This window comes from Micromonospora sp. NPDC005806, from assembly GCF_042871425.1.
Classification (GTDB): domain Bacteria; phylum Actinomycetota; class Actinomycetes; order Mycobacteriales; family Micromonosporaceae; genus Micromonospora.
Genome location: NZ_JBIAIL010000017.1, coordinates 61341 through 85102 on the forward strand (window position 1 = coordinate 61341; position 23762 = coordinate 85102).

Below are 23762 nucleotides of genomic sequence, written 5' to 3' on the forward strand. Positions count from 1 at the left end.
TGCGCAGCTCATCGGCGGCGGATTGGAGCGGTGGGGCGGTTGCGGGCAGGTTCACTGCTGGGCCGCTGGCACAATCCCGGGGACGTCGACGGCGTCGACCCGGTACATTTCGGCCCGGCGCATGCGCAGCGCCGGCTCCCGGTCACGTTCCCGGGCGATCGCGGCAAGGTCGATGCGCGCCCGCAGCGCCTCTTCCGCCACGCCCGCTTCGGCCAGCACTTCTCCACGCGGGTCGACGATCAGCGAGCGTCCGCAGTAGTCCCCACCGGTAAGGTTGCAGGCCACCGCGAAAACCTGATTGTCCTGGGCGCGCGCCCTTGTCCGCAGGGTCAGCAGATATTCGTAGCCGAACGGTACCGCGGATGGGATGACCAGGATCTGCGCGCCAGCCAGGGCCAAGGTCGTGGCCAGCTCCGGGAACGCGTGCTCGAAGCAGATCAGCGGCCCGAGCCGCCCGGCCGGCGTATCGATGGTGAGCAGACTGTTGCCGGCCGCGAAGCGGAGCCGCTCAGGCGGGTAGAGGTGGGTCTTGCGGAACGGATGCACGGTCCCGTCCGGCACCACGACGACTGCGGTGTCGTACAGGGCGTCGCCGTCGCGTTCCAGCAGACCGAGTACGACTGTCGTGCCAAGCCGCTGGGCCTCCTCCGTCACCGCGGTCACCGTCGGGCCGTCCAGTGGCTCGGCGAGTTCCGCGCCCCGCTGGTCGATGATCGCCAGGTCGTACCCGGTGGTGACCAGTTCTGGCGTGATCACCAGATCCGCGCCAACGCATTGGGTACGCATGGCGGCCAGCAGGCGCTCCACGTTGCCGGTGACGTCGCCCGGTTTCGCCGCCAACTGTAGGGCGACAACGTCCAGCACACTCATCCCTTGACCCCTCCCGCAAACAATCCGCGTACGTAGTACCGGTTCAACACAGCGAAAAGCACTAGTGGTGGCAGCACCGCCATGATCGAACCGGCGGCCACCAGGTCCTCCTGGGCCAGATGCGGGGACTGCAGGTTCGCCAGGCCGACGGTGATCGGCTGGTGGTCTCGATCGAGCAGGCTCAACCCGAGTAATAGGTCGTTCCACACGAAGACGAAGTCGATGATCGCGAACGACACGAGGCCCGGCAGCGTGAGCGGCAGCACCACGCGCCGGAGCAGGTCGAGGTGCGAAGCACCGTCCAGTCGGGCAGCCTCCAACAACTCCTCCGGCACCTCGGCGAAGAAGCTGTACATCATGAAGATCGCCCAGCCTGCACCGAATGCGGTATGGACCAGCACGATCCCCAGGAACTGTTGGCCGCCGCCGGACAGCCCGAGGGTACGTAGCCACGGCAGCATCGGGATCAGGATCAGCTGGACCGGCACGATCATCGTGGTGACCAGCAGGAAGTACGTGATCCGTTTGAACCGGAAGTCCATCCGCGCGAACGCGTACGACGCCAGTGCCCCGACCACCAGGGTCACCGCCACCGACCCGACGGTGATGACGAGGCTGTTCAGCGCATACTGGGACAGGCCCTGCTCCCAGGCACGCCGGTAGTTGTCGATGGTCAGGTCGGCGAATCCGCTCTTCCACCAGCCGAGTCGCGTCTGCTCGATCGGAATCACCGAGATCATGGTCGCCGCCGCCACCGGCACCAGCCACAGCACGCTGAGTACGGTCAGTGAGCCGTACAGCGCCATGGCCGTCAATGGTCTGCCCTTCATTTCGCCTCCCGCCGGAGCATGCTCTTCAAGTACGGATAGGCGAAGACGATCAGCGCGGCGGACATCAGTACGGCGATTGAGACCGCCAGTCCTGCCTTTGGTCTGGTGAGGAACGCGAACGCCTGTTGCCACGACAGCAGGGCGAGAACAGTGGTGTCCTGGCCGGGACCGCCCTGGGTCATCACGTAGACGATGTCGAAGGTGCGGAGCGCGAAGATCACGCTCATCACGAATGTGACCATCATGGGCCGGCGTAGATGCGGCAGGATGATGTGGCGCACGAGTTGCCAGGCTCGGCATCCGTCGACCCGGGCGCTGTCGATCAGCTCGCCGGGCAGTGACGACAGTCCGGCGGTGAATGTCACCACCCCGAAGCCGGTGAACGCCCAGAAGGCCGGGATGATGATGGCGATGTTCACCAACCGAATCTGGGTGAAGCCCAGGTCGAAGCTGCCGGCATCGGCGAGCCACTGACCGGTACGCAGGTGCAGCGGCCCCCAATCCACCTGGCCATCGAGGTGCACGGCCTGCAGGACCGCGTTGAGCACCCCGACGTCAGGATCCGGGTTGTAGACGAAGGACCAGATCACCCCTGCCGCAGCGAGCGAGATCGTCATGGGTAGCACGAACACCGTCCGGAACACCGCGGACCATCGCCGCGTGTGCCAGATGAGGATGGCGACCAGCAACGAGAACCCGGTGACCAGCAGCGGGAAGACCACCAGCCAGATCAGTGAGTTGATCGCGGCGTTCCAGAAACTGGCATCGGCCAGCGTCTGCCGGTAGTTGTCCAGCCCCGCGTAGTCCCAGGTCGTGCGGTCCTGCGGCTTCCATGGCCGCAGCAGGCTCCAGCGGAAGAAGCTGCTCAGCACGGTCTGAGCGGCGGGCCACAGATAGAACGCCGTGAAGATGGCCACTAGCGGGGCTAGGAACGCGGCGGCTGTCCGTCCAGTCCGGCGGCGACCGCCCCGCTTGGCGGGGCGGTCGCCGCTGTGCTCGGCGAGGTCGTGGTCTGCGGCCCGGCGGGGGCCGCCCCGCCGGAGAAACCCGGCGGGGCGGCCACCACTGACGTGGGCGGGTGACTGGCTGGGGGTGGTCATCGGCGCTCAGTTCCTGGACCCGTCGTCGACCTGCTTCATGGTGCCGATAAAGCGGTTGACGTCCCGGTCGCGGGCGAAATCTGCGAGCGCCTGCCGGTACTTCACCTGGATCTCGCCGCCGATCCAGTCGTCGAGGTCGTAGCCGGCCTTGACGGAGGAGTCCTTGGGCCACAGCCCGGCGGCCTGCTGGTCGTTGACGTTGGGGTAGACGCTGGTTGGCACCTTGGTGTTTGGTGCGATGTACCCGCCGCGCTTGGCCCAGATCGTCTGCGCGTCGACCGATCCCAGGTACTCCAGCAATGCCCGGGTGGCGGGGAGGTTCTTGGTGTCCTTGGCGCCGACGAACAGGTCACCGCTGACGAACTGTGCGGGTGGCACCGTGTTGTCGTACGGAGGCATCAGGAAGAACGCGAGATCCTTGCCGGGCTTGAGGTTCTTGTCGCACTCGGCTGGGTCGACGAGGTTGATGAACGCGCCCTGATTCTCGAACAGGAACTTTCCCTGTACCCGCCCGCAGGTGGCGTCGATGAACCCGGTCGACAGGGCGTCTTTCGGGAAGTACTTGGCGATCATGTCAGCCAGAACTTCGAAGGATTTGACGATCCGCGGGTCGTCCCAGCGGATCTTGCCGCGAGCGAGGTCGTTGAACGCGTCCGGTCCGGCGACCCGCAGAATGACCGGGTCGATCCATTGGGTGAGCGGCCAGCCGTCCTTGCCACCCACCGCGAACGGTGCCACGCCCGCCGCCTTCGCTTTGTCCAGAACGGCCGTGAACTCCGCCCACGACTTCGGTACCGACACGCCGAGCTTCTCCAGCTGGGCCGGGTTGTACCAGATCAGGGCGTTGATATTGCCCTTGAAGTAGACCGCGTCGGTGTGGCCATCCGTACCGGCGGCCACGTCTCGCAACGTCGCCGTGTACTGCCCGTCAGCGATCCAGCGGTCCCACATCTCGTCGAGGTTGAGGAGCAGGCCCTGCTGGGAGAACGCCCGGATCATCCCGGGCAACGCCACCGCGACGTCCGGCGGCGAACCTTGGGCGAACTGCTGCGTCAGCAGGGCCTCGCCCTGTGCGAATGGAACCTGTTCGATCTGCACCTCGACGGTGGGGTGCTTCGCCTTGAAACCGTCGATGACGGCGGCGAACGCCTCGCCCTCGGCACCGGTCCAGTTGGTGACTACGCGCAGCTTGCCTTCGACCGTGCCGGTGTCGCCCTTGCCGGAGCCGCCGGAACCGGTGCACCCGGTCAAGCCGAGGAGCAGCACCGTCGCGCTGGCCACCATGACACGTATCCGCCTGTGCGACGAAACGCTCATCGGTTCCCTCCTGGTCTTCCCGGCCGGCAGGCATCACCTGCCGGACGTATTTGTCATTGTGGGATGACAAATGATCGGAGCACCGCTCCTCAGCTGTCAAGAGCCGCAGCCATCGAAGTTTTCGACAGCCAAGCCGTCCTGGTCGGTCAGGGTCGCGGCGGCGGTCGAAGGCGGAGGTTCTTGAGCGGCGCCGGTGGGGGCGGCGGGCGAAGTCACGCTCGGCTGGACGCGCCGAACAGATATCGCAGGTCGTCCAGCATGACGACCAGCGCACCGGCCACCAGCCCACCGGCGACGGCCAGGACCGCCCCCTCCGGGCGTACCGGACCGGCCGGTGCGAACGCGCCGGCGGCCGCACAGGCGATGAGGAACGCATTGCGCCACACATGGTGCCGGCCCAGCGGCGCGGCGGCGCGGCCGAAGCAGCGGCAGGTGGCGGCGGCATCGCGCCGCAGGTTGGCCGTGATGGCAACGGCGAAGGCGAGCAGCAGGGCGGCCGCCACGGCGAATCCGGCCAGGGGGACGAGCGCCAGCAGGGTGACGGCGGCGAACTCGGTGGCGACCACGGCCGCGGCGATCGGACCGCTCGGCCGGTAGCCCAGGTCGCGGACCGAGCCGGTGAACGCGCGGTAGGCGGCCCGGCCGGAGACCTTGCCGACCGCCGCGGCCAGGAAGACCACGCCGAGCAGCACCCGGCAACCGAGCTCGACATACATGTGTCATCGCCTCCTTCTGGCCACGCCGAGAACCGCGTCGCGCGGCACCGCTCCGAAGTGCCGCGAGTCCTGGGTGTGGGCGTTGTCCCCGCGTACCGTCACGGCGCCGTCGGGTTCGATCCGGTGCACGCGCTTGACCATCCACGTCAGGTCCGCGTTGGGCACGACGTCGCGGGCCCGGAAGACGACGAGATCGCCGGCGGCCGGTGTCCGCCCCACGCGGACGATGAGCTGGTCGCCGTCGTGCAGCGTCGGCTCCATGCTGTGCCCGCGTACCGTCACCAGGCGCCAGCGGCGGCGCAGCCAGCCGGTCATGACGCCGCCATTTGGTAGCCGCCGGCCTGGAGCCGGAACAGGCGCGCGTACTCGCCGTCGGCCGCCATCAGCATGTCGTGCGTGCCCGACTCGGAGACGCGTCCGGCGTCGAGCACGATGATGCGCCGCGCGTCGCGCAGGGTGCTGAGCCGGTGGGAGATCAGCAGTCCGGCACGGCCCTGGCGGATCCGGGTCAGCGAGGCGTGGACGCGGGTCTCGGCGTCGGCGTCGAGTCCGGAGCTGGGCTCGTCGAGGATGAGCAGGTCGGCGTCGGCCCGCATCAGCGACCGGGCGAGCGCCACGCGCTGCCACTGCCCGCCGGAGAGGGTCACCCCGGTCTCGCCGTCCTGGTCGGCGAAGGTGCGGCTGAGCAGGGTGGCGTACCCGTGGGGAAGCGCGCGGACGCGGTCGTGGATCTCCGCCCGCGCGGCGGCGTCCTCGACCTGCTCGGGAGTGTACGGCAGCTGCCCGATGCCGATGTTCTCCTGCGCGGTCAGGTCGTAGCACATGAAGTCCTGGAACACCGCCCCCATGCGTTGTCGCAACGTCTCGACCCGCAGCTCGCGCAGGTCCACCCCGTCCCAGGTGATCCGGCCTCGATCGGGGTCGTAGAACCGGCAGAGCAGCTTGACCAGGGTGCTCTTACCGGCACCGTTGAGGCCGACGAGTCCGACCGCCTCACCGGCCGGGATCACGAGGTCGACGCCCCGCAGGATCCAGGGGCCGTCGGTGTCGTAGCGGAACCACACATCCTCGAAATTGATCCCGGTACGCAGCGGCGGTGCCGGGAGCGCCCCGTCGGCCAGGTCGGCGGGGCTGTCGACGACGGCCACGTAGTGCCGGAACAGGCGCACGGCCGCGCTGACCTCGCCGAGCTGGCCGGCGACGCTGGAGAGGCCGCTCTGCACCGAGCCGAACGCGGCGAGCAGGAGGGTGAGGTCACCGAGGCTGAGCCGCCCGCGGACGGCGGCGTTGACGGCGATCACCGTCGCGGTGAGGGTCACGGCAGCGCCGGCCAGGGCCCAGCCGCTCTGGACCATCGTGGCGTGCCGCTGAGCGCTCAGCGCGATGCGGCCGGCGGCGCGCAGGGCGCCCGTGAGCCGGTCGTGGAAGAACCCGCCGAGCTGGTAGAGGCGGACCTCGCGGGCGGCGCGCAGGTCGGTCAGCATGGTCTGGAACAGGAAGCGCGCCCGGTACAGACCGGCGCTCTCCTCGGCGGCCTGTGCGGTACGCCGAGACAGCCGGAGCTGGATGAGGAACTCGGGCACGGTCGCGGCGAGCAGGAGCAGCCCGGCCGGCGGCCAGACCGACGCCAGGATCCCGGCGAAGCCGCCGACGGTGACGACGCTCTGCGCCACGTTGACCGTGAACATGACGACCGCGTACGGCGCCTGGTCGGCGGCCTGCTGGGCCAGTGACAGCCGGTCGCGCAGCGCCGGCCGTTCGAAGGGGCCAAGACCGAGGAAGCTGTTCAGTTTCCGGTACAGCCGGGCCTCCGCGGCAACCGTGATCGCGTGTTGCACCGCCGCGGTGAAGTAGCCGGAGAGGCGGCTGGCGGCCGCGCCCAGCGCCAACAGCACGGCGATCGCCACGGCGTACCAGGTAGCGGTCGACGGGCTGGCCGAGCGGCCCTTGCCGACCTCGTCGAAGAGCAGCTTGGTGAACCAGGCGACGCCGACCGGCGGTGCCGAACCGATGAGGATGAGGACGACCATCCCCGCGAGCGCCCTCGGGTCGGCGCTGCCCAGGCGCAGGGCGGTCCGCAGCGTGGCCACGAGTCAGGCCAGCACCGGGAGCTGGTGGCCGGAGTCGACGACGACGCCGTCGGCGAGCGACAGCACGGCCGGGAAGCCCTTGACCCGGAACGCCGTCTCGGCGAGCTGTTCGGAGATCGTCGTCGTGTCGAAGCCGGTCAGGCCCGGGGCCATCGAGGCCGTCTCGGCGGGCGTACCGATCATGAACACGAGGGTGTCGTCGCGGTAGCGGTCGGCGTCGGCCGTCAAGGTGTCCAGGAGGGTCTGGCACGGCGGGCAGGTGGGGGTCAGCATGACCACCGTGCGCCGCCCGACGGCGAGGTCGGCGTGCGGGAAGCCGCTGACGTCCAGGCCCGGCGCGGGCAGCACCTCGGGAATGAGTTCGCCGTCGTGGGCATGGCCGCTCTCCATGGTGCGCAGCCGTCGGACGAGGGCCAGGGTCAGGACGAGGTTGAGCACGGCGACCGCGCCGATGAGGGCGAGCGCGGCGTAGGCGAAGCCCGGCATGGGAACTCCTTGGCGAGTCAGGGTGGGGCCGCGCCTGCCGGCGCGGCCCCGGGCGGACGGAGTCAGGTCAGCAGACGCCGGCCTTCTTGACGTAGCAGAGCGCCTTCGACGTCGTGGTCACGCACGCGCCGGTGCAGTTGTAGTAGCCCTGCCGGTAGCGGCGGAAGTAGACGCCCCCCGAGCAGTAGCCGTCGGACGCGACGCAGGCACAGGCCTGGCCGTTCTCCGGCACGCAGGCGCCGGCCTCCGCACGACCGAGCAGCTTGGCGAGCATGGTGTCGCCCACGCGGGTGATGACCCTGGTCATGGGACATACCTCCTTGTGTTGGATGGATGCCCGTGACTGTGCCGGGGACCGCTGCGGGTGCGCTGTGGTCCTACTGCGCGGGGGCTGCGCTCCGCCACTGCGCGAGCCGTTCGCGCAGGTCATCGGCGTACGCGGCGTCGAAGTGCTCGAAGATGCGCAGCGCCTCCTCGCCCAGCGCGACGGCCTCGTCGGGCCGCTGCAGCGTGGCCTGCGCCCGGGCCAGCAGGCTCAGCGAGTTCGCGAGCGGGAACGGCTGTCCGATGTCGCGCAGCATCGCCACCGAGCCCGCCAGCTCGGTGACCGCCCGGAGCGCGTCGCCCTCCTCGAGGTACACCCGGCCGAGCAGCCGGCGCGAGATCGCCTCGCCCCAGCCGTGGCGCATCTTGCGGAACGCCGGCACGGTACGGTTCAGCAGCTGGCGCGCCGAACCGTAGTCACCGGCGGCGAGGTGGGTGGCGGCCAGCGCCTGCTCGGCGATGGTCAAGGTCAGTCGGTCACCGAGGCGTCGAGCGGCGGCCACCGCGTGTCCCAGGTGCTCCAGCGCCTGCGGCCACTGCTCGGCATGCCGGTGCAGCAGCCCGATGCTCTCCCGTGCGATCGCCGCACCCCACAGGTCGCCGCAGTCCTGGAAGGACTGCAAGGCACCGGCGAAGGCGGCGTACGCGAAGTGGGAAGCGGGCTGGAACTGCCCGTCGTGCAGGCCGAGGGTCAGCAGCGCGTGCCCGCCGACGGGGCCGACCGGCCAATGCGCGACGCAGAGCCGCGCCATCAGCACCAGGGCGGCGTCCGCCTGACGCAACCGGCCGAGGTGCCGGCAGCACAGCGAGTAGCCCTGCAGCGCGGCGATCCGGTGTGCCACGAGGGCTCCCCGGCTGTCCCGCTGGACGGCGCGCAGCAGCGGCAGGGCCTCGGCGTGCCGGTCCAGCACCCGGTAGGTCGTGCCCAGGCCGAGCTGCAGCGACAACCGGGTCGGCAGGCGCAGGTCGGCTTGCCGGTCGAGCACGGAGCGCAGGCAGTCGGCGTACTCGGGCAGGTGTTCGCTGCGCATCATCGCGAAGTTGCCCATCGTGGCGGCCAACCGTCCGGCCAGGTCGACCGCGTCCAGGCGGAGCAGGTCGCGCACGGCCGCGGCGAGATTCTCCCGCTCCGCCTCGAACCAGCCGACAGCGTCCCACGCGTCGAGCGGAGACTCGACGTCCGCCACCGGATACACCTTGCAGGGCAGTGCCGCGTCGGCGCGTTCGGCGTACGCGAGGAACCGGGCGTACCAGGCGACCAGCTCGGCGGTGGTGACTTCGGTTCGCTCGCGGGCGTGCAGTCGGATCAGGTCGTGCATGCGCACCCTGCCGCCGGGGTCGGCGGCCAACAGCTGGGCTCGGCACAGCTGTTCCAGCAGTGGCTCGGTGGTCTCGTCCCACATGCCGAAGCTGCGCAGCGAGGTACGGCTCAGCACGGCGAGCAGCCGGGCGGCCGGCGGCCGCAACCGTTCGAACCCGACGGTGAAAGTGCTGCGCACGTCGAGCTCGCCGAGGGACAGCTCGTCGAGGCGGCGCCGCTCGTCGCGCAGCCGGTCGCGCAGCCGCGCGACGGTCATCGCCTCCCGCTCGGCGAGCCGTACGCCGGCGATCCGCAACGCCAGCGGCAGGCGGCCGCAGAGCTCGACGACCTCGGCGGCCGCCGCGGTCTCCCGGCCGATCCGGTCGGTCCCGGCGAGGCCGGCCAGCAGGTTCACGCCGTCGTCGACCGGCAGGACGTCGAGCGCGACGACAGCGGCACCGGGCAACCCGTGCAGGTCGGTGGTGCTGGTGATGAGCGCGCTGCTGGGGCCGGGCGGCAGCAGCGGCCGCACCTGCGGCGCGTCGGCCGCGCTGTCCAACATGACCAGCATGGTGCGGTCGGCGAGCACGGAGCGGTAGAGCGCCGCGCGCTCCTCGACCGTGGCCGGAATGGCCTTTCCGGTCACGCCGAGGGCGCGCAGGAAGGCGCCCAGCACCGCGCCGGGCTGCGCCGGGTCGGCGGTGTTGCCACGCAGGTCCGCGTAGAGGCACCCGTCGGGGAACCGGTGCCGGATCTCATGCGCCGCCCGCAGCGCCAACGTGGTCTTGCCGGTCCCGGGCAGCCCGGTCACGGCGACGACCTGGACGGCTCCGGCGACCTCCGGCGGGTGGCCGAGCAGTGACAGCAGGAGCCCGCGCTCCTTCTCCCGTCCCACGAAGTCGCGGGCGACGCCCGGCAGCTGGTTGGGCCGCACCCACGCGCGCTGCGGGGGCTCCTGCTCACTGTCGAGGATCTCCCGGTGCAGCTGCTGCAGCTGCGGACTCGGGTCGATGCCGTGCTCCTCGGCGAGAACCCGGGCCCCGGCCCGGTAGACCGCCAGCGCCTCGGCCTGCCGGCCGCTGCGCTGCAACGCCACCATGAGCTGGCCGCGCAGCCGTTCCCGCAGGGGCCGATCACGCACCAGCGTGGCCAGCTCCGGTACGAGCTCGTGGTGCATACCGAGCGACAGCAGCGCCTCGACGCGCAGTTCGAGTGCGTGCGCGCGCAGCTCGTGGAGCCGATCGCGCTCGACGTCGACCAGCGTCGAGGTGACGTCGACGAAGGCGTCGTCGCGCCAGCGCGCGAGCGCCTGGTCGAGCAGCTCCACGGCGGACCGGGCTTCGGCCGCTGCGGCTGCGGCCTGCACGTCGGCGGCGAACTCCGCGGAGTCCACGACCACCGCGGTGCCCAGCTGATAGCCGGGTGACCTGGTCAGGACCAACTCCCGCGCCGCGCTGCGCCGGACCGAGGCGATGACCGCCTGAACCCGGTTGCGCGCTCCGCCGGGCGGGCGGTCCGGCCACAGCCCGTCGATCAAGCGGTCGACGGAGACGATGCGTCCACGGTGAGCGGCGAGGATCGCGATGAGTGCCCGCTCCAGCGGGGCGAGCGCCACGTCGATCCCGTCGACGGTCAGCTCGACCTGTCCGAGGATGCCGATCCGATACCCGCGCACCGCGAAACGCTAGCGCCTGCCCAACTCGGGGGCCACCGCCGGGTGATCTTTATAGGACGGTGCCTTGTGGACGTGGAGTTCAAGTCCCGGTGCCCGACCGACTCATCTGGGCCCGGCAGTCCGGAAAGGTCGGCGACCGCAGGGCGGGTCCAGTCGGCAGTGGCGTACCCGCGTGCGGCGCGGGCACACCTGCTGCTGCCTTGACTGCGCGTGCTACGAGCCGGGGCGCCGCCCGCCACCGGCACCGACCGGTTCGATCACCTGCCGGAACTCCTTCGGAAGCTGGGCCACCGTATTCTCGAACTCGTCGCGGGTAACAGCCTCACGTAGCGTGGTGAGCACGGCGCCGATCCCGGCATCGGCGAGCGCACGGTCGACGTCCGGGCGATCCGCCACCCGCTGCACGAAATCTTCGAACCCGAGCGACGTCTTGACCTGTTCCTGTCTGAGCGGTTTGCGCAGGCAGTCGTCAAGCCCTTCGGGAAGCTGATAGGCAAGGTTCTCAGCCTGGCCGGCACTGATCCGATCCGCCAATGTCTGCAACGTCGCGCCGGTCACTGTCGCCGCCTGATCCGTCGACATCTTTGCCCGTGTGGCCACTGCGTTGATGAAATCCTCGTATTCCACCTGATTCTCCTCTCCGGCCGGACCGCCGTCGAACCGCCAGTTACCAGCTCGTGACCTCAATTGCCGCGGTCCGGTTCGGTGCGCCTTGCCCACAGCCTCCTGCGACGGGGGGTGACCCTGCCTCATCCCGATTGGGCGACCACCAAGACGCGCTACCCCGACATCCTCGACATTCGCCCGGCTTGCCCCCGCATCTGGCAGTCGGATATTCGACCGGGCGCTCTGGCGGAAATGCGGAGCGTGGTACACCCGGGCAACCAGATGAAACCGCTGCTCACAGGGAGGATCGGTGGGCTGCGTACGAATGGCCATCGGAGGGGGACGAATGTTCGGTAGCAATTATCTAAGACGTGGATTGACAGCGGTGGCGCTGACCGGGGGTCTCCTGATTCCCGCAGCATCCGCGCAGGCATCGGTGCCGTCGTACGAGTTCGCCTCGCCGGCGTTCGGCCTCGCCACCGCGCCCGACGGCAGCCTGCTGGTCGCCGACGCCGGAGCCGGGATCGTCGAGCTGCGCAATGGTGTCGGCACGCTGGCCGCCCCATTGCCAGGGGTGACCGACGTCGCGCCGATCGGGCGAGGAGACATGTTCGCCGTCACCGGTGGGGGTGAGGACGCCTCAGCGCGGAAGCTGTTCCGCGTCTCGGGTGGGGCAACCCGCGAGATCGCCGATCTGGGCGCCTTCGAAGCCGCAGTGAATCCGGACGGAGAGGAAATCGACTCGAACCCGTACGACGTCGCGGCACTTGGCGGAGGCAAAGCGCTCGTGGCCGACGCGGGTGCCAACGCCCTGCTCGTCGTAGACCAGCAGGGAAACGTCGACTGGGTCGCCACGCTCCCCGACGAGTTGGCTTCCACCGCCAACGCGAAGCAGCTCGCCGGCTGTCCGGCCGCACCGCCGGAGTTCGCATTCGTCTGCACGCTGCCCGAGATGATCCCGGCCCAGGGCGTGGCCACCAGTGTGGCGGTCGGGCCCGACGGCGCCTACTACGTCAGTGAGCTGAAGGGGTTCCCCGGGCCGATCGGGGCATCGAAGGTGTGGCGGGTCGAGCCAGGCACGCGTCACGCGGAGTGCGGGACCAGCCCGGCCTGCACGGTGGTGGCCGACGGGTTCACGTCGATCGTCGACCTCGCGTTCGCTCCGAACGGCACGCTCTACGTCGTCGAAATCGATGAAGCGAGCTTCCTTGCCGTGGAGCTGGGGTCGGGCACGAGTGGCACCGTCAACGCCTGCAGCCCGGGATCCTGGACCTGCACCCCGGTGGCCACGGGCCTCTCGATGCCAATGGCCGCGACAGTTGGCAAGGACGGCACGGTCTATGCGCTGACGCAGGGGCTCCTGCCGGGCGCCGCCAAGGTGATCGCACTGTCGTAGTACACCAAGTCCCAACGACGCTTCTGCCCCCTGATTCAGCAGCAGGGTGGGCGGCCCGAATTGCGGGACAGACGGAAGGGTCGGTCGATGTCGGACCGGCCCCTCCGGCGTCCCGCATGGAGCATGAGTACGACGCTCAGCGGAGCAGGCGCCGGGCGCAGGGGCCGTCGTGGTCAGCGCGGAGCAGGCAGCGCCGGCCGCCGGGCCCACTCGTCGGCGGAGTGCCGTGAGTAGGGCAGCCAGGCGGCTCGTCCTGGCCCCGGCACGCCCGTCGCCGGCGTCAGGGCGTCGCTTCGATGATGCGCAGGTCGCGTTCGGCCCCGTCGCCGAGCGCCCGCAGCGCCTCCTGATAGGCGGGGCTGTGGTAGGCGGCGACCGCGGCGTCGACGCTGTCGAACTCGATCAGTGTCGTACGTTCAAGCAGGCCGGACTCGAACGCGTGGGATGGCAGGCCGCGCGCGAGAAACGTGCCGCCGGCGGCGCGCATTGCCGGCCCGGCCAGCTCGATGTAGGCGGCGAGCTTCTCCTCGTCGCTGATGGACCGGAAGGTGTTGATCCAGTAGGCCTTCGGCACCGTCGCTGTCTCCCGCTCATCCGAATGGGCATTCCCCTGCTGGTTTGCCCTGGGAAGCGTAGCGGCCACCTGACCGGCGGATCGGTCCGCCTCGTCGCCCCAGTCCACAGAGCCGTCTCCATCGATGGCAGGCCTGCCCGCTGCCTCTCCGCCTCGAGGAACTCCGCGTGCACGGTTCTCCTCGTCGCGTGCGGGCCCCTCCTTAGGCCGAGACGGCCCGGTCCATTTCGGCGAGGATTCCGGTGCCCTGGCCAAGCTCGATCAGGTAGCCGTCCGGATCGCGCAGGTAGCAGCGGATCTCGACGCCGTGGTCCTTCGGTTTGGTCAGGAACTCGCCACCCCGGGACCGCCATTGCTCGTAGACCGCGTGGACATCGGTGACTCGGATGTTCATCGCGCTGCTCAGGGTGCTCGAGTCCGGCGGCGCCTGTGCCCGTACGTCCGGCTTGTCGTCCGTCGGACCGCCCTCGCTGTTGATCACGATGTAGCTGTTGTGGAACCGCAGAATCGCCGGCTGGCGTTCCCGCACCACCGTGGCTGCCAACACCCGCTGGTAGAACTCCCGTGACCGGTCCACGTCCCGCACAATCAGCAGATGCGTGAGTACCAGCCCGCTCTCGGGCTGGAAGTAGTCCGGCGCCTCGTTCCCCATCCACGCCTCCCCAGTCCCGTCGGCCGGGTGCCTACCCGCTTGCGGCGCCGGCACACTCGCCTCGCGTACGGTTTCTCTGGGGCGGCAAGTTGGTCGCCTGCGGTACGCCAGCAGCCGGGTGTGGCCTGAGCCGGCCGGCCTGGTCTTCGGTAGGAGGTGCCGGTTCCAGGGAAGTTGCCGGGCGGCGCGAGACCGGGTCAGCGGCGGAGCCGGCGGGAGCAGGGGCCGTCGTGGTCGGCCCGGAGCAGGCAGCGCCGGCCGCCGGGCATCAGCAGGTCGCAGAAGACCCGATGGCGTATGTTCTGGTCGTCCTCGACGGAGACGGTGGTCTCCCCCGGGTCGGCCTGCGGCAGCACTCCGGTCCAACGGGCCACCACCCGGGCCAGACGTTGCGCGGCGGGCAGGTCGGTCGCGGTGACCGGCAGGTGGATGACCCAGCGCTCGGTCACCGGCGGTCGCTGTTCGCCCGGCGAGCCTGGTCGGACTGCCAGCGACGCAGCGCGTCCTTGACGACGGCGGTCTCCCGGCGGCTGGCGGCCAGGGCCGCGTGTACGGCGGCCAGGTCCCCGGCGACCCGGTCGAGGAAGGCATAGACGTCGGCGGGGTCCAGGCCGCGGCGTCCGAGCCCGACCGGCTTGAAGCGGCGCTCACGCACCTGCCACGGCAGCAGACTTGTGTACGCGCCGGAGCGGTAGGTCGCTCCGCTCCCCCGGGCCGGTCGATGGTTGCGGACGATCATGCCGCTGGCCTCCCTCTGCGTCGGATGTGGATGGGTGGGACCACCCGCCCTCCCCGCACGAGCGGACCCACCCGGCCCTGCCACCGCAGCTCCATTCAGCGGTACGGCAGCACGGCTCTTGGTATCCAGCTTGTGACAGTGCGCAGCCTTGATGCAACGTTCCACAGCAGATTTCTCTCCAGATGTATTGACTTTCTTTACTGCAACCTGTAGGAGTTTCAGAGTAGCGTCACGCAGTGTTGCAGGACGGAATCAGGGAGTGCTCGGATGGCCGAGGAGATCGGATCGACCGTGCCGCGCCGGCAGCTCGGCCGGCTGCTGCGCCAGTACCGCACCGAGGCCGGCGTGACACTGGACGCCGCCGCCGAGGCCCTGGAGTACAGCCGGCAGAAGATCTGGCGCATCGAGTGCGGCATGGGCGCGGTCCGGGTGCTCGACGTCAAGGCGATGTGCGAGCTGTACGGGGTCTCGGCGGAGCTGACCGAGGCGATGAAGGGGCTGGCCGCGGAGACGAAGTCGAAGGGCTGGTGGCACGCGTACGGGGACGCGGTGCCGAGCTGGTTCGAGCTGTACGTCGGCCTGGAATCCGCCGCGTCCCGCCTTCGCGGCTATGACGAATCACTGATCCCCGGCATCCTCCAAACCAAGGAATACGCCCACGCGCTGTACCGTCTCGGTCGGACGTTGAGCGACGAGGAGCGAGAGCGGGCCGTGCAGATCCGGCTGCAACGCCAGGCACTGCTCATGCGACGTCTCCCGGCAGCTCCCCGGCTGGAGTCGGTACTTTCAGAGGCTGTGCTGCGACGCGCCGTCGGGGGTCGGGCGGTGATGACCGCCCAGCTCGACCATCTCATGAAGCTGTCCGAGCTGCCGAACGTGGCTGTCAGAGTGCTCCCACTTGCGGCGGGGCCCCAGCCCGGTGCGGTCGCCGGCACCTTCATGATTCTCGACTTCCCGGCCACCAAGGGCGGCCGGGCCGCGCCGGAGCCGTCGGTCGTCTACAGCGAGTCGTTGACGGGGGCGCTGTACCTCGACAAGCCCGACGAACTGGCCGCCTACGAACGGGTCTGGAACGGGCTGGATGGGCTCGCCCTCGGCGAGGCAGAATCGAAGGACATGATCAAGAGGATCACCGGGGAGACGCGGCATGACTGACCTGACCGGCGCCGTCTGGCGCAAGAGCACCCGCAGCGGCGACAACGGCGGCGCGTGCGTCGAGGTCGCCACCAATCTTCCTGGCATCGTCGCCGTACGCGATTCGAAGGACCCGTTCGGGCCGATGCTTGCCTTCGAGCCCCCCGCATGGGCGGCGTTCATCAGGGCGCGAAGAAGCTGAGCTGCCTCCTCGATTGACGCGAATCTGACAGTTCGTGGGTGGCCACCCATTGGCGGGATGGGCCGATGCAACAGCTTGGGGCCCACGAGTTTCCGCTCCACAAGAGCCACAACAGCTGAGCCCTCGTCCTAGCGCAAGAAGGCTCACGCCCAAGCGCTTGATTGTCGAGAAAGGATCTTGTCGCTAGCCTACTCGCATGGCTGAAACCTTCCAGATTGATCGCGTCGACCGCATCGCCGACATCCTGTACGGCGTCGCAGTAGCTGAAGGCCTTATCTGCTATGGGCCGCTCGGCCAGCGGATCGGAGTTCTGCCCCATTATCTCGGACCTCATCTGGAAAAGGTCTCCCAGCGGGCCACCGAGCGGGGTGAGCCGATCTGGAGCGCGCTGGTGGTGGGCAAGGAGACGCGCCGCCCGCACGAGGGCTTCTACGACCTGGCCCGTCGGATGCGGCCCGAGTACGCGAACCTCGACGACGAAGTGCTGTGGCAGAAGGAGCGGGAGCGCTGCTACGCCGCAGCCCGTTGAGGTCGAGCCAGTCAGCGGGCGTCGGCCGCAAACGCCAGGAACGGGCTTGGAATCCCGCTCCACGACACGTGTAGCGCCTCCCGTGCCCGAGTGCTCGCAACGAAAAGCAGGCACCGTTCCTGAAGCATGTCGCTATCGTGCTGCATTGGATCCACCTCGGGCGGCGTGACCTCCTTCGCGAACGGCACCGCCCGCGCGTTGGCACCGACCACGGCCACGCACCGGAACTCCAGCCCTTTCATCGCGTGCATGGTCGCGAGCCGCACCCCGTCGACGTCCGCGCCGGGCTGGTCCCGCACCAAGACGGACGGAATATCGGCATAGGCCAACTCATCGCGCACCGTGCTGAGTGTCGTGTTAAACCGTGCGCACACAGCGATCTCGCTCGCCTGAACGCCCTGCTTCAGCCATTCCCCCACCCGCTCCACGAGCGCCGCGACCTCGGCCTGGCTCGTCGGATACCCCGCGGCGTGCGGTCGCATGCCGTGCAGTAGCGACCGGTAGCCGGCGAGGCTGTCGACTCCGTCACCCCCGAGGTCCTCGACGCGCGATCCGACCAGCACCCCCGTCGACCAGGAGAGGATCTCCTCCGTGCTGCGGTAGTTGACCCGCAGGCGGCTGCTGCGCCCGGCGACGGAGATGCCGAGGGCGTTCAGCGAGACCCGCGAGTCGTAGATCCGCTGGTGCGGGTCGCCTGTGATGAAAAGGTCGTCCGGGCCAGGTGCCACCGCAGCCCGCAGCACCCGCCACTGCGCTGGATGCAGGTCCTGCGCCTCATCGACCACAACGTGGTCGTATCCGTGGACGGTGAGGTCGGCGCCGCAGAGCAACTCCGCCGCCCGGGCGCAGATCTGCAGATGGGTGGCGCTGCCGGCCGCCGATACCTCCTTCTGGAATATCTCGACGGCGTCCCGCACCCGGTCGCGTTGCCGCGGGCCTAGCGCCGACCCTCTGCCGCGCCGGCTGGCCGCGCGGTACTCCTCCCGGGTCTGCACGTTGTGGGCAAGCATCACGTGCCGGAACTCCTGGGCGAGGAACTGCTCGGTCCAGGGCAGGTTCAGTCGCCGACACACCCGCCGCCAGACCTGCCGCTCGTCCGCGTCACCGATCGGGGTCGGCACCCGCCCGGCGAGAGCCCGCACTGCGCGGTGCGCGAAGGCGTTCACCGTGGTCACTTCCACCCGCGCCAGATGCTCCTCGTCGTCGAGGAGCAGTGCCAGGTTCTCCCGCAGGGTCGCGGCCAGAGCATTGGTGTACGTGGTGAGCAGCACCCGGCTGTCGGGCGCACGGGAGAGCAGGTGCTTGACCCGATGCAGCGCCACCACGGTCTTCCCCGTGCCGGGCCCACCTGACACCTGCGCCGGCCCGTTGTAGGAGACCCGGTACGCGACCCGCCGCTGCGACGGGTGGAGGAACACCCGCCAGGCGGCAAAGGGCTTGTCGAGGATCTCGGCGAGCTCGTCGGGCCGGGTCACCAGGGTGATGCGGTTGGCGGTGTTGGCGATCGCCACGGCGAGGCTCTCGCTCGGCTCCGGCGTCGCGTCCACCGGCCGGCGCTCGGCCACGACGTCGCGGTAGACCTCGTCCGGCGTAAAGCCCTCGGCGAGGTACTGCAGCACCTCGAACTGGTCCTCGGGCAGCAGCGTGCCGAACGCCTCCAGCTGCCGCTTGTCGATGATCGTGCGTACCGCCCGCAGCACCTGGTCGTCGATGCCGAGTTCACGCAGCACTGTGTCGGAGTAGCGGGCGAAGAGCAGCGTCGGCGCCTCCGCCGCCGCCTTCTCTAAGGCCGGCGTGAGCTGCTCGATGGCGACGACGTTGCGGACCTCCAGCGCCCGCGTCGCCGTGTTCACCGTGTAGAGCCGCTTCGCGGCCCAGGTGTACGCGTCGTCGTGCGGCACGACGTTGAGCAGCAGGAACGTGTCGCTGCCGTCGTCGGGCGCCAGCACCACCCCGCGCCAGAAGTCGTTGATTCGGATGGTACGCATCCGCGGGTCCCGGGCGTTGTTCACCGACTCCAGATGCAGGCCCTTGTCGGCGTGCAGCTCGGCGATGCTGAGCTGCTGGAACTTGTCCATCGCCTTACGCACGCCAGCCTTGACCGGCTTTTCGAGGACGTCGTAGCTCTCCCAGAAGCTGTTGGCGAAGGCGAGCTGTGGCACGGGATGCTCTCCTGCATGATCGGCCGACGAGGGGTGAGTGCGACCCTACCGGCGGGACCAGCAAACTGTGACGCGACGCCGGGCCGTGTAGGAGGGGCGGAACGCTGCCCGACGGTATCCGTTCCAGGTCCAACGAGAAGCCGTTACGGCTGGTAGCTGTCGAGAATCTGACAGTAGTTCCCCGACCTCTTGGATCTAGCTGCTCACAATATCCACACTGGTGTATGGCCCGCTCAGACGGTACGCCCAACGGAAGCCGGAGCCGCCACAAACCAGTCACGCCAGAGGTGAGTGCATCCGAAGGCTTCCCCCCTTCGTTGCAACCCTTGTTGGCGCGCATCGCAGATCGCCGGGCTCCTCGTAGTGAGGCAACCCTCCAGGCCGACATTCGACAGCTCCTGCTGGCTGGCGATTTCGGACTGTTCGAGCACGAACTCGACGTCGACCTCGAAGCGCCGGCGGGCCATCGCCAACGCATCGATATCCAGGTCGGCTTCACTGTCATCGAGGTCAAGAAGCGGCTCCAGTCCGGCCGGGCGCTCCAGGAGGCCGAGCAGCAACTGGCAGGCTATGTCCGGTCGCGGAGCCAGGAGACCGGGCAACGGTACGTCGGCATCCTCACCGACGGCGCCACCTGGCGTGCCTACCAGCTGCGGGCCGGCTGCCTTGCCCTGGTCGACAGCCACGCCGTCGCTGCCGCACGGCCCGACGGGCTGGCGCTGTTCTACTGGCTGGAAGGCGTTCTGGCGACGAGCCAGCGCGTCCGGCCGACTCCCGCCGAGGTGGCCCGCCGGCTCGGGGCGGCGAGCACGTCACACAAGCTGGACCGCGCCGCGCTGGCCGCACTCTACGACGAGCACGAGCAGTCGCCGACCGTGAGGTTGAAGCGACAGTTGTGGGCGGAACTGCTCGACAGCGCCCTGGGTACGCAGTTTGTCGACGACCCGGACCTCTTCGTGGAGCACACGCTGCTCATGAACAGCGCGCACATCATCGCGCACCTGGTCGTCGGCATCGACGTCATGGAGTTGCAGCCGCAGGATCTGATCACCGGGCAGCGGTTTGACCAGGCCGGCATCCTCGGCGTGGTCGAGCACGACTTCTTCGGCTGGACCACGGAAGTGGCCGGCGGTCGGGAGTTCATCCACGGACTCGCCCGCCGACTGGCACGGTTCGAGTGGGCGAGCGCCGACCACGACATCCTGAAGGTGCTGTACGAGTCGATGATCGGCGCGGAGACGCGCAAGCGGATGGGCGAGTACTACACACCGGACTGGCTGGCCGAGCACCTCGTCGACACCGTCGTCGCCGATCCCCTGCGGCAACGGGTGCTGGATCCCGCGTGCGGCTCCGGCACCTTCCTCTTCCACGCCGTACGCCGGTACCTCACCGCGGCCGAGGCGGCGGGCGTTCCGCTTGACGCCGCGCTGACCCGGCTAACCCATCAGGTGATCGGCGTCGACCTCCACCCCGTTGCCGTAGCGCTCGCACGGGTGACCTACCTGCTCGCCATCGGGCACCAGCGCCTGAACGATCAGCGGGAGGACATCACCATCCCGGTGTATCTCGGCGACAGCATCCAGTGGCGGGAACGCCGGGACCTCTTCACGGAGGACCACGTACGGATCAGCGCCGGCTACAACGCGAGCGAGGTCGAGGACTGGCTCCGCTTTCCGAAAGACCTGCTCAAGGAGCCGAGCCGTTTCGACCAGATCGTCGCGAAGCTCGCCAGCATGGCGGCGAAACCGCGAGATGCGGACAGTCCACCGTCGCTGGCGGGGTTCTTCCATCGGATGAAGATCGCGCCGGACGACCAGCCGATGATCCTCGGCACCTTCGAGGCGATGTGCCGGCTACACGACGAGGGCCGCGACCACATCTGGAGCTACTACCTCCGCAATCTCGCCCGACCCGTCTGGCTGGCCAAGGACGAAAACCGGGTGGACGTTCTGGTCGGCAACCCGCCGTGGCTCTCCTACCGCCACATGCCCGGGGACATGCAGGCGAGCTTCAAGAAGCTCTCCCACGACCGCGGACTGTGGCACGGCCGGCAGTTCGCGACGCACCAGGACCTGTCCGCCCTCTTCGTCGCGCGATCGATCCAGCAGTACCTCAAAGAGAGCGGGACGTTCGCCTTTGTCCTGCCCAACGCCGTACTTGATCGCGACTACTTCGAGGGCTTCCGCAGCGGGTGGTATAAGGACGAGGTCGAGCCCGCTGCCGTCGCCTTCACCGGCTCCTGGGACCTGCGGCGCCTACGCCCTCACCCCTTTCCGCGAGGCGCCAGCGTCGTCTTCGGCAACCGCGCCACCTTGAGCACCTACCGCCGGCTACCCTCGGTGACCGAGCGCTGGACCGGACACCTTCCCGCCGATGCCAAGTCGTGGAAGCAGGTCGAAGCCTCCGTCCACCGCGAGCGCGTTGACCTCGTGCAGGAGCAGGCGTCCCACGCCGAGTCACCATACAAGCCGCACGTGAAGAACGGCGCGACGATCTTTCCCAAGCTCCTGTTCTTCGTCGAAGCAGACTCCGGAGGGCCGCTCGGCCTCAGCGCAGGCCGCCGCGCCGTTCGCTCGGCGCGCAGCAACTATGAGAATCCGCCCTGGAAAGACCTGCCCGCTCTGGAGGGCGTCGTGGAGGCGGAATTCATCCGGCCCGTGCTGCTCGGCGAGAGCCTGCTGCCGTACCGGATCCTGTCGCCGAAACACGCGGTGCTTCCGCTCGACGGCTCCATGCTGCTGACCGCCGCCGATCCTCGGCTCGACCACCACCCTGGCCTCGCAGACTGGTGGCAGCAGGCGGAAACCGTCTGGAAGACTCATCGCCGCAGCCGCCTCAGCCTGGCCGAGCAGCTCGACTTCCGGCGTAAACTGACGGCGCAGTTTCCCGCGCCGTCGCTCCGGCTGGCCTACGCCGCATCCGGCATGCACGTAACCGCCGCCATCGTCGAAGACCCGGCTGCGTTCATCGAGCATGGCCTCTACTACTGCGCCATTCACACGCGAGCCGAAGGCCACTACCTCAGCGCGATTCTCAACAGCCCCGCCCTCACGGTGCTCGCCCGTCCGTTGATGTCCTACGGGAAGGACGAGCGGCACATCGACAAGCACCTGTGGAATCTGCCCATCCCGATGTACGGCGCGGAGAACCCGACGCACCAGCGTCTCGCGGAGCTCGGCCGGCAGCAGTACGACGCTATCGCCGGGCTGCGCCTCGCCGACGGCGTGAACTTCGTGGCCCTCCGCCGTCAGGTCCGAGCCGAACTCACGCGACACCCTGCCACGCCCGAGATCGAGGCGATCGTCCTGGAGATACTCCGCTAACGTGCCGTGCCGCAAACAGCCTTAGCGCAACTGCTGCAGCGCACGGACAAAGCCGACCCAGGAGCCGGCGGTGAACACGAGGACCGGGCCGCTGCGGTCCTTGCTGTCGCGTACGGCGACGATGCCGGGCAGATTGTCGGCGACCTCGATGCAGTTGCCGCCGTTGTCGCCACTGCGGGTGCTCTTGCGCCAGTGAGCGCCGGTCAGGTCAGCCATGGTGGACCTCCTCGGACATCTTGAGGATCAACTGTCGGGACTGCCCCTCGTCCAGGGCCAGCGAGTCGAGGCTCGCCCAGATCCGCTCGTACGCGGCCAGTTCCTCCTTCCGGTCGAGGTACAGCGCGCCGGTCAACGACTCGCTGTAGACGACCGACGGCTCGGGTTCGATGCGACTGCCGAGCGGAAAATCGAGTATCACGAAGGATCCGGCGACCGCACCGAAGTGCAGGCCGGCGGCCAGCGGCACGACCCGGATGGAGACGTGGGGCAGCCCGCCAACCTCCGCCAGGTGCCGGAGCTGTTCCGCCATCGCCGCGGGGCCACCGACGACGCGCAGCAGCACCGCCTCTGACAGCATTACGTCGAGCCGGGGCGGAGGAGGCAGTCGTCGCCGGAGGAGCGCCTGCCGTTGCAGCCGCACCTCGACCAGGCGCTCCCACTCCTCGTCGGTCATGCCGGACCGGTGCTGGTAGACGCCGGACGCGTAGCCAGGGGTTTGCAGAAGTCCGGGAATCAGGGTGTCGTCGTGCTCCCGCAGCCGGCCGGCGGCGGCTTCCAGGCCGACGTACAGCTCGAACCAGTCGGGGATGGTGTCGCCGTACGGGTGCCACCAGCCCTTCGCCTTCGTCTCGCGGGCCAGGCCGGTCAGCGCGGCGGTCAGCTCGGGGGTCGCGCCGTACAGCTCGCACATGGCCCGCACGTCGAGGCCGCGGACCGCGCCCAGGCCCGTCTCGATCCGCCACATCTTCTGGCGGCTGCAGTGCAGCGCGTCCGCCGCACCGTCCAGCGTCATCCGTGCCTGGGTCCGCAGCTCCCGCAGCGCCCGCCCGAGCTGCCGCCGAGGCACCGTTGACCCCATGTCCTCAGCCATCCGATCCCCGCCCCTCGGCCGGGCTTCCCCGACGCTGCCCGGCGGTCCGCTGGCCGGACGGCCGCGGGTCGTAGCGGTCCGCGCGCCGTTTCCGCGTCGGAGCCGCCCGCCGCCGCTCGGACCGCTCGTAGACGACCGCGCCGTCGCACCGCGAGGTCACCCGGCCATCAGGTACGACGTCATGTGCGCCCGGCCGACCGTCGCGCCCCGGCACGTCGCCATCCGGTACGACCTGCCCGACCAGGTCAACTGCAACACGCCCCGGCCGCAAGAACCACTTCCACCGCCTGCCCATGCGCCTCCCATCCCGTGGTGGCTTCGACCCTTGGGTGAACAGGTGCACAGCCTACACGCTCCTGTACGTATGAACAGAGCATCTACACAGGGGGCAGATGTTCAGTTCGCATGCTCCTACCGTCGTCACATGGGGAAGCTTCGGCTGGTGGCGAGCCAGGAGGTACAGGAGATGCTCGGCGTCTCCCGTACGCGGGCCTACCAAATCACCAACTCGAAGTCCTTCCCTGACCCGGCGGCCGTCCTGTCGGTTGGGCGAATCTGGCAAGCCGAGGACGTGGAGCGGTGGATCAGAGATCACCGGCCGGATCTCCAGGACGCGGAAGAGTAGGCACATCGGCTGCAAAATCGAC

Annotated in this window: 24 protein-coding genes; 6 read left to right on the forward strand and 18 right to left on the reverse strand. The window is 69.2% G+C overall.

Going from position 1 to position 23762, the window contains the following annotated elements; all coding sequences use genetic code 11:
- Positions 1-51 precede the first annotated feature (51 nt).
- From ACFYOS_RS19115 to ACFYOS_RS19165, 11 genes are all read right to left on the reverse strand, one after another.
- A complete protein-coding gene (locus ACFYOS_RS19115; protein WP_387142965.1) occupies positions 52-870 on the reverse strand; it encodes a carbon-nitrogen hydrolase family protein in 819 nt (272 codons plus the stop codon).
- Positions 867-1700: a carbohydrate ABC transporter permease gene (locus tag ACFYOS_RS19120; RefSeq protein ID WP_387142968.1), complete on the reverse strand. Its 834-nt coding sequence runs from the start codon at positions 1698-1700 to the stop codon at positions 867-869. Before ACFYOS_RS19120 ends, ACFYOS_RS19115 begins: the two co-directional genes overlap by 4 nt.
- On the reverse strand, positions 1697-2800 hold the full coding sequence (locus tag ACFYOS_RS19125; RefSeq protein ID WP_387142971.1) for a carbohydrate ABC transporter permease: 1104 nt from the start codon (positions 2798-2800) through the stop codon (positions 1697-1699). Before ACFYOS_RS19125 ends, ACFYOS_RS19120 begins: the two co-directional genes overlap by 4 nt.
- A 6-nt stretch (positions 2801-2806) precedes the next feature.
- Entirely contained in the window at positions 2807-4084 is a 1278-nt protein-coding gene (locus tag ACFYOS_RS19130) for an ABC transporter substrate-binding protein (RefSeq protein ID WP_387142974.1), read from the reverse strand.
- A gap of 245 nt (positions 4085-4329) precedes the next feature.
- Positions 4330-4833 (reverse strand): MauE/DoxX family redox-associated membrane protein, encoded by a 504-nt coding sequence (locus ACFYOS_RS19135; protein ID WP_387142977.1) that lies wholly within the window; start codon positions 4831-4833, stop codon positions 4330-4332.
- 3 nt (positions 4834-4836) lie between these two features.
- Positions 4837-5148, reverse strand: a complete 312-nt coding sequence (locus ACFYOS_RS19140) for a S24/S26 family peptidase (RefSeq protein WP_387142980.1) — start codon at positions 5146-5148, stop codon at positions 4837-4839.
- On the reverse strand, positions 5145-6923 hold the full coding sequence (locus ACFYOS_RS19145) for an ABC transporter ATP-binding protein (RefSeq protein WP_387142983.1): 1779 nt from the start codon (positions 6921-6923) through the stop codon (positions 5145-5147). The genes ACFYOS_RS19140 and ACFYOS_RS19145 overlap by 4 nt, the downstream gene beginning before the upstream one ends.
- A gap of 3 nt (positions 6924-6926) precedes the next feature.
- Complete coding sequence (locus ACFYOS_RS19150) at positions 6927-7409, reverse strand: hypothetical protein (RefSeq protein ID WP_387142986.1); 483 nt, start codon at positions 7407-7409, stop codon at positions 6927-6929.
- A 67-nt stretch (positions 7410-7476) separates the two neighbouring features.
- A complete protein-coding gene (locus ACFYOS_RS19155) occupies positions 7477-7716 on the reverse strand; it encodes a hypothetical protein (protein ID WP_387142989.1) in 240 nt (79 codons plus the stop codon).
- A gap of 70 nt (positions 7717-7786) precedes the next feature.
- A complete protein-coding gene (locus tag ACFYOS_RS19160; RefSeq protein WP_387142992.1) occupies positions 7787-10708 on the reverse strand; it encodes a BTAD domain-containing putative transcriptional regulator in 2922 nt (973 codons plus the stop codon).
- A gap of 213 nt (positions 10709-10921) precedes the next feature.
- A complete protein-coding gene (locus tag ACFYOS_RS19165) occupies positions 10922-11335 on the reverse strand; it encodes a DUF2267 domain-containing protein (protein ID WP_387142995.1) in 414 nt (137 codons plus the stop codon).
- Positions 11336-11699: 364 nt separating this feature from the next.
- Between ACFYOS_RS19165 and ACFYOS_RS19170 the strand changes: the two genes are divergently transcribed.
- Complete coding sequence (locus ACFYOS_RS19170; RefSeq protein ID WP_387142998.1) at positions 11700-12710, forward strand: ScyD/ScyE family protein; 1011 nt, start codon at positions 11700-11702, stop codon at positions 12708-12710.
- A gap of 280 nt (positions 12711-12990) precedes the next feature.
- On the opposite strand, the gene ACFYOS_RS19175 is transcribed toward ACFYOS_RS19170, so the two are convergent.
- The 4 genes from ACFYOS_RS19175 to ACFYOS_RS19190 form a co-directional block, all read right to left on the reverse strand.
- Positions 12991-13392 (reverse strand): DUF1330 domain-containing protein, encoded by a 402-nt coding sequence (locus ACFYOS_RS19175; RefSeq protein ID WP_387143001.1) that lies wholly within the window; start codon positions 13390-13392, stop codon positions 12991-12993.
- 94 nt (positions 13393-13486) lie between these two features.
- Positions 13487-13936, reverse strand: coding sequence for a VOC family protein (locus ACFYOS_RS19180; protein WP_387143003.1), 450 nt, complete (start codon positions 13934-13936; stop codon positions 13487-13489).
- Positions 13937-14133: 197 nt separating this feature from the next.
- Positions 14134-14385, reverse strand: coding sequence for a hypothetical protein (locus tag ACFYOS_RS19185; RefSeq protein WP_387143005.1), 252 nt, complete (start codon positions 14383-14385; stop codon positions 14134-14136).
- Positions 14382-14675: a DivIVA domain-containing protein gene (locus ACFYOS_RS19190; RefSeq protein ID WP_387143008.1), complete on the reverse strand. Its 294-nt coding sequence runs from the start codon at positions 14673-14675 to the stop codon at positions 14382-14384. The genes ACFYOS_RS19185 and ACFYOS_RS19190 overlap by 4 nt, the downstream gene beginning before the upstream one ends.
- A 267-nt stretch (positions 14676-14942) precedes the next feature.
- Between ACFYOS_RS19190 and ACFYOS_RS19195 the strand changes: the two genes are divergently transcribed.
- From ACFYOS_RS19195 to ACFYOS_RS19205, 3 genes are all read left to right on the forward strand, one after another.
- Positions 14943-15830, forward strand: a complete 888-nt coding sequence (locus tag ACFYOS_RS19195; RefSeq protein WP_387143011.1) for a helix-turn-helix domain-containing protein — start codon at positions 14943-14945, stop codon at positions 15828-15830.
- Positions 15823-16011, forward strand: a complete 189-nt coding sequence (locus tag ACFYOS_RS19200; RefSeq protein WP_387143014.1) for a DUF397 domain-containing protein — start codon at positions 15823-15825, stop codon at positions 16009-16011. The genes ACFYOS_RS19195 and ACFYOS_RS19200 overlap by 8 nt, the downstream gene beginning before the upstream one ends.
- Positions 16012-16207: 196 nt before the next feature.
- Positions 16208-16540 carry a hypothetical protein gene (locus ACFYOS_RS19205; protein WP_387143017.1) on the forward strand — a complete coding sequence of 111 codons (333 nt, stop codon included), beginning with the start codon at positions 16208-16210 and terminating at the stop codon, positions 16538-16540.
- A gap of 11 nt (positions 16541-16551) precedes the next feature.
- Here the strand turns inward: ACFYOS_RS19205 and ACFYOS_RS19210 are convergent, their stop codons facing one another.
- Positions 16552-18702 carry a UvrD-helicase domain-containing protein gene (locus ACFYOS_RS19210; RefSeq protein ID WP_387143020.1) on the reverse strand — a complete coding sequence of 717 codons (2151 nt, stop codon included), beginning with the start codon at positions 18700-18702 and terminating at the stop codon, positions 16552-16554.
- Positions 18703-19031: 329 nt separating this feature from the next.
- On the opposite strand from ACFYOS_RS19210, the gene ACFYOS_RS19215 reads away from it, so the two are divergent.
- Positions 19032-22025 carry an N-6 DNA methylase gene (locus tag ACFYOS_RS19215; RefSeq protein ID WP_387143023.1) on the forward strand — a complete coding sequence of 998 codons (2994 nt, stop codon included), beginning with the start codon at positions 19032-19034 and terminating at the stop codon, positions 22023-22025.
- Between the two features lie 21 nt (positions 22026-22046).
- On the opposite strand, the gene ACFYOS_RS19220 is transcribed toward ACFYOS_RS19215, so the two are convergent.
- Together ACFYOS_RS19220 and ACFYOS_RS19225 are read right to left on the reverse strand one after the other, a co-directional pair.
- Entirely contained in the window at positions 22047-22241 is a 195-nt protein-coding gene (locus tag ACFYOS_RS19220) for a DUF397 domain-containing protein (RefSeq protein WP_387143026.1), read from the reverse strand.
- The gene (locus ACFYOS_RS19225; protein ID WP_387143030.1) at positions 22234-23115 is read right to left on the reverse strand and encodes a helix-turn-helix domain-containing protein; all 882 of its coding nucleotides are present in this window, start codon (positions 23113-23115) and stop codon (positions 22234-22236) included. Before ACFYOS_RS19225 ends, ACFYOS_RS19220 begins: the two co-directional genes overlap by 8 nt.
- Positions 23116-23539: 424 nt before the next feature.
- On the opposite strand from ACFYOS_RS19225, the gene ACFYOS_RS19230 reads away from it, so the two are divergent.
- Positions 23540-23740: a helix-turn-helix transcriptional regulator gene (locus tag ACFYOS_RS19230; protein WP_387143033.1), complete on the forward strand. Its 201-nt coding sequence runs from the start codon at positions 23540-23542 to the stop codon at positions 23738-23740.
- The last annotated feature ends 22 nt before the right edge of the window (positions 23741-23762 follow it).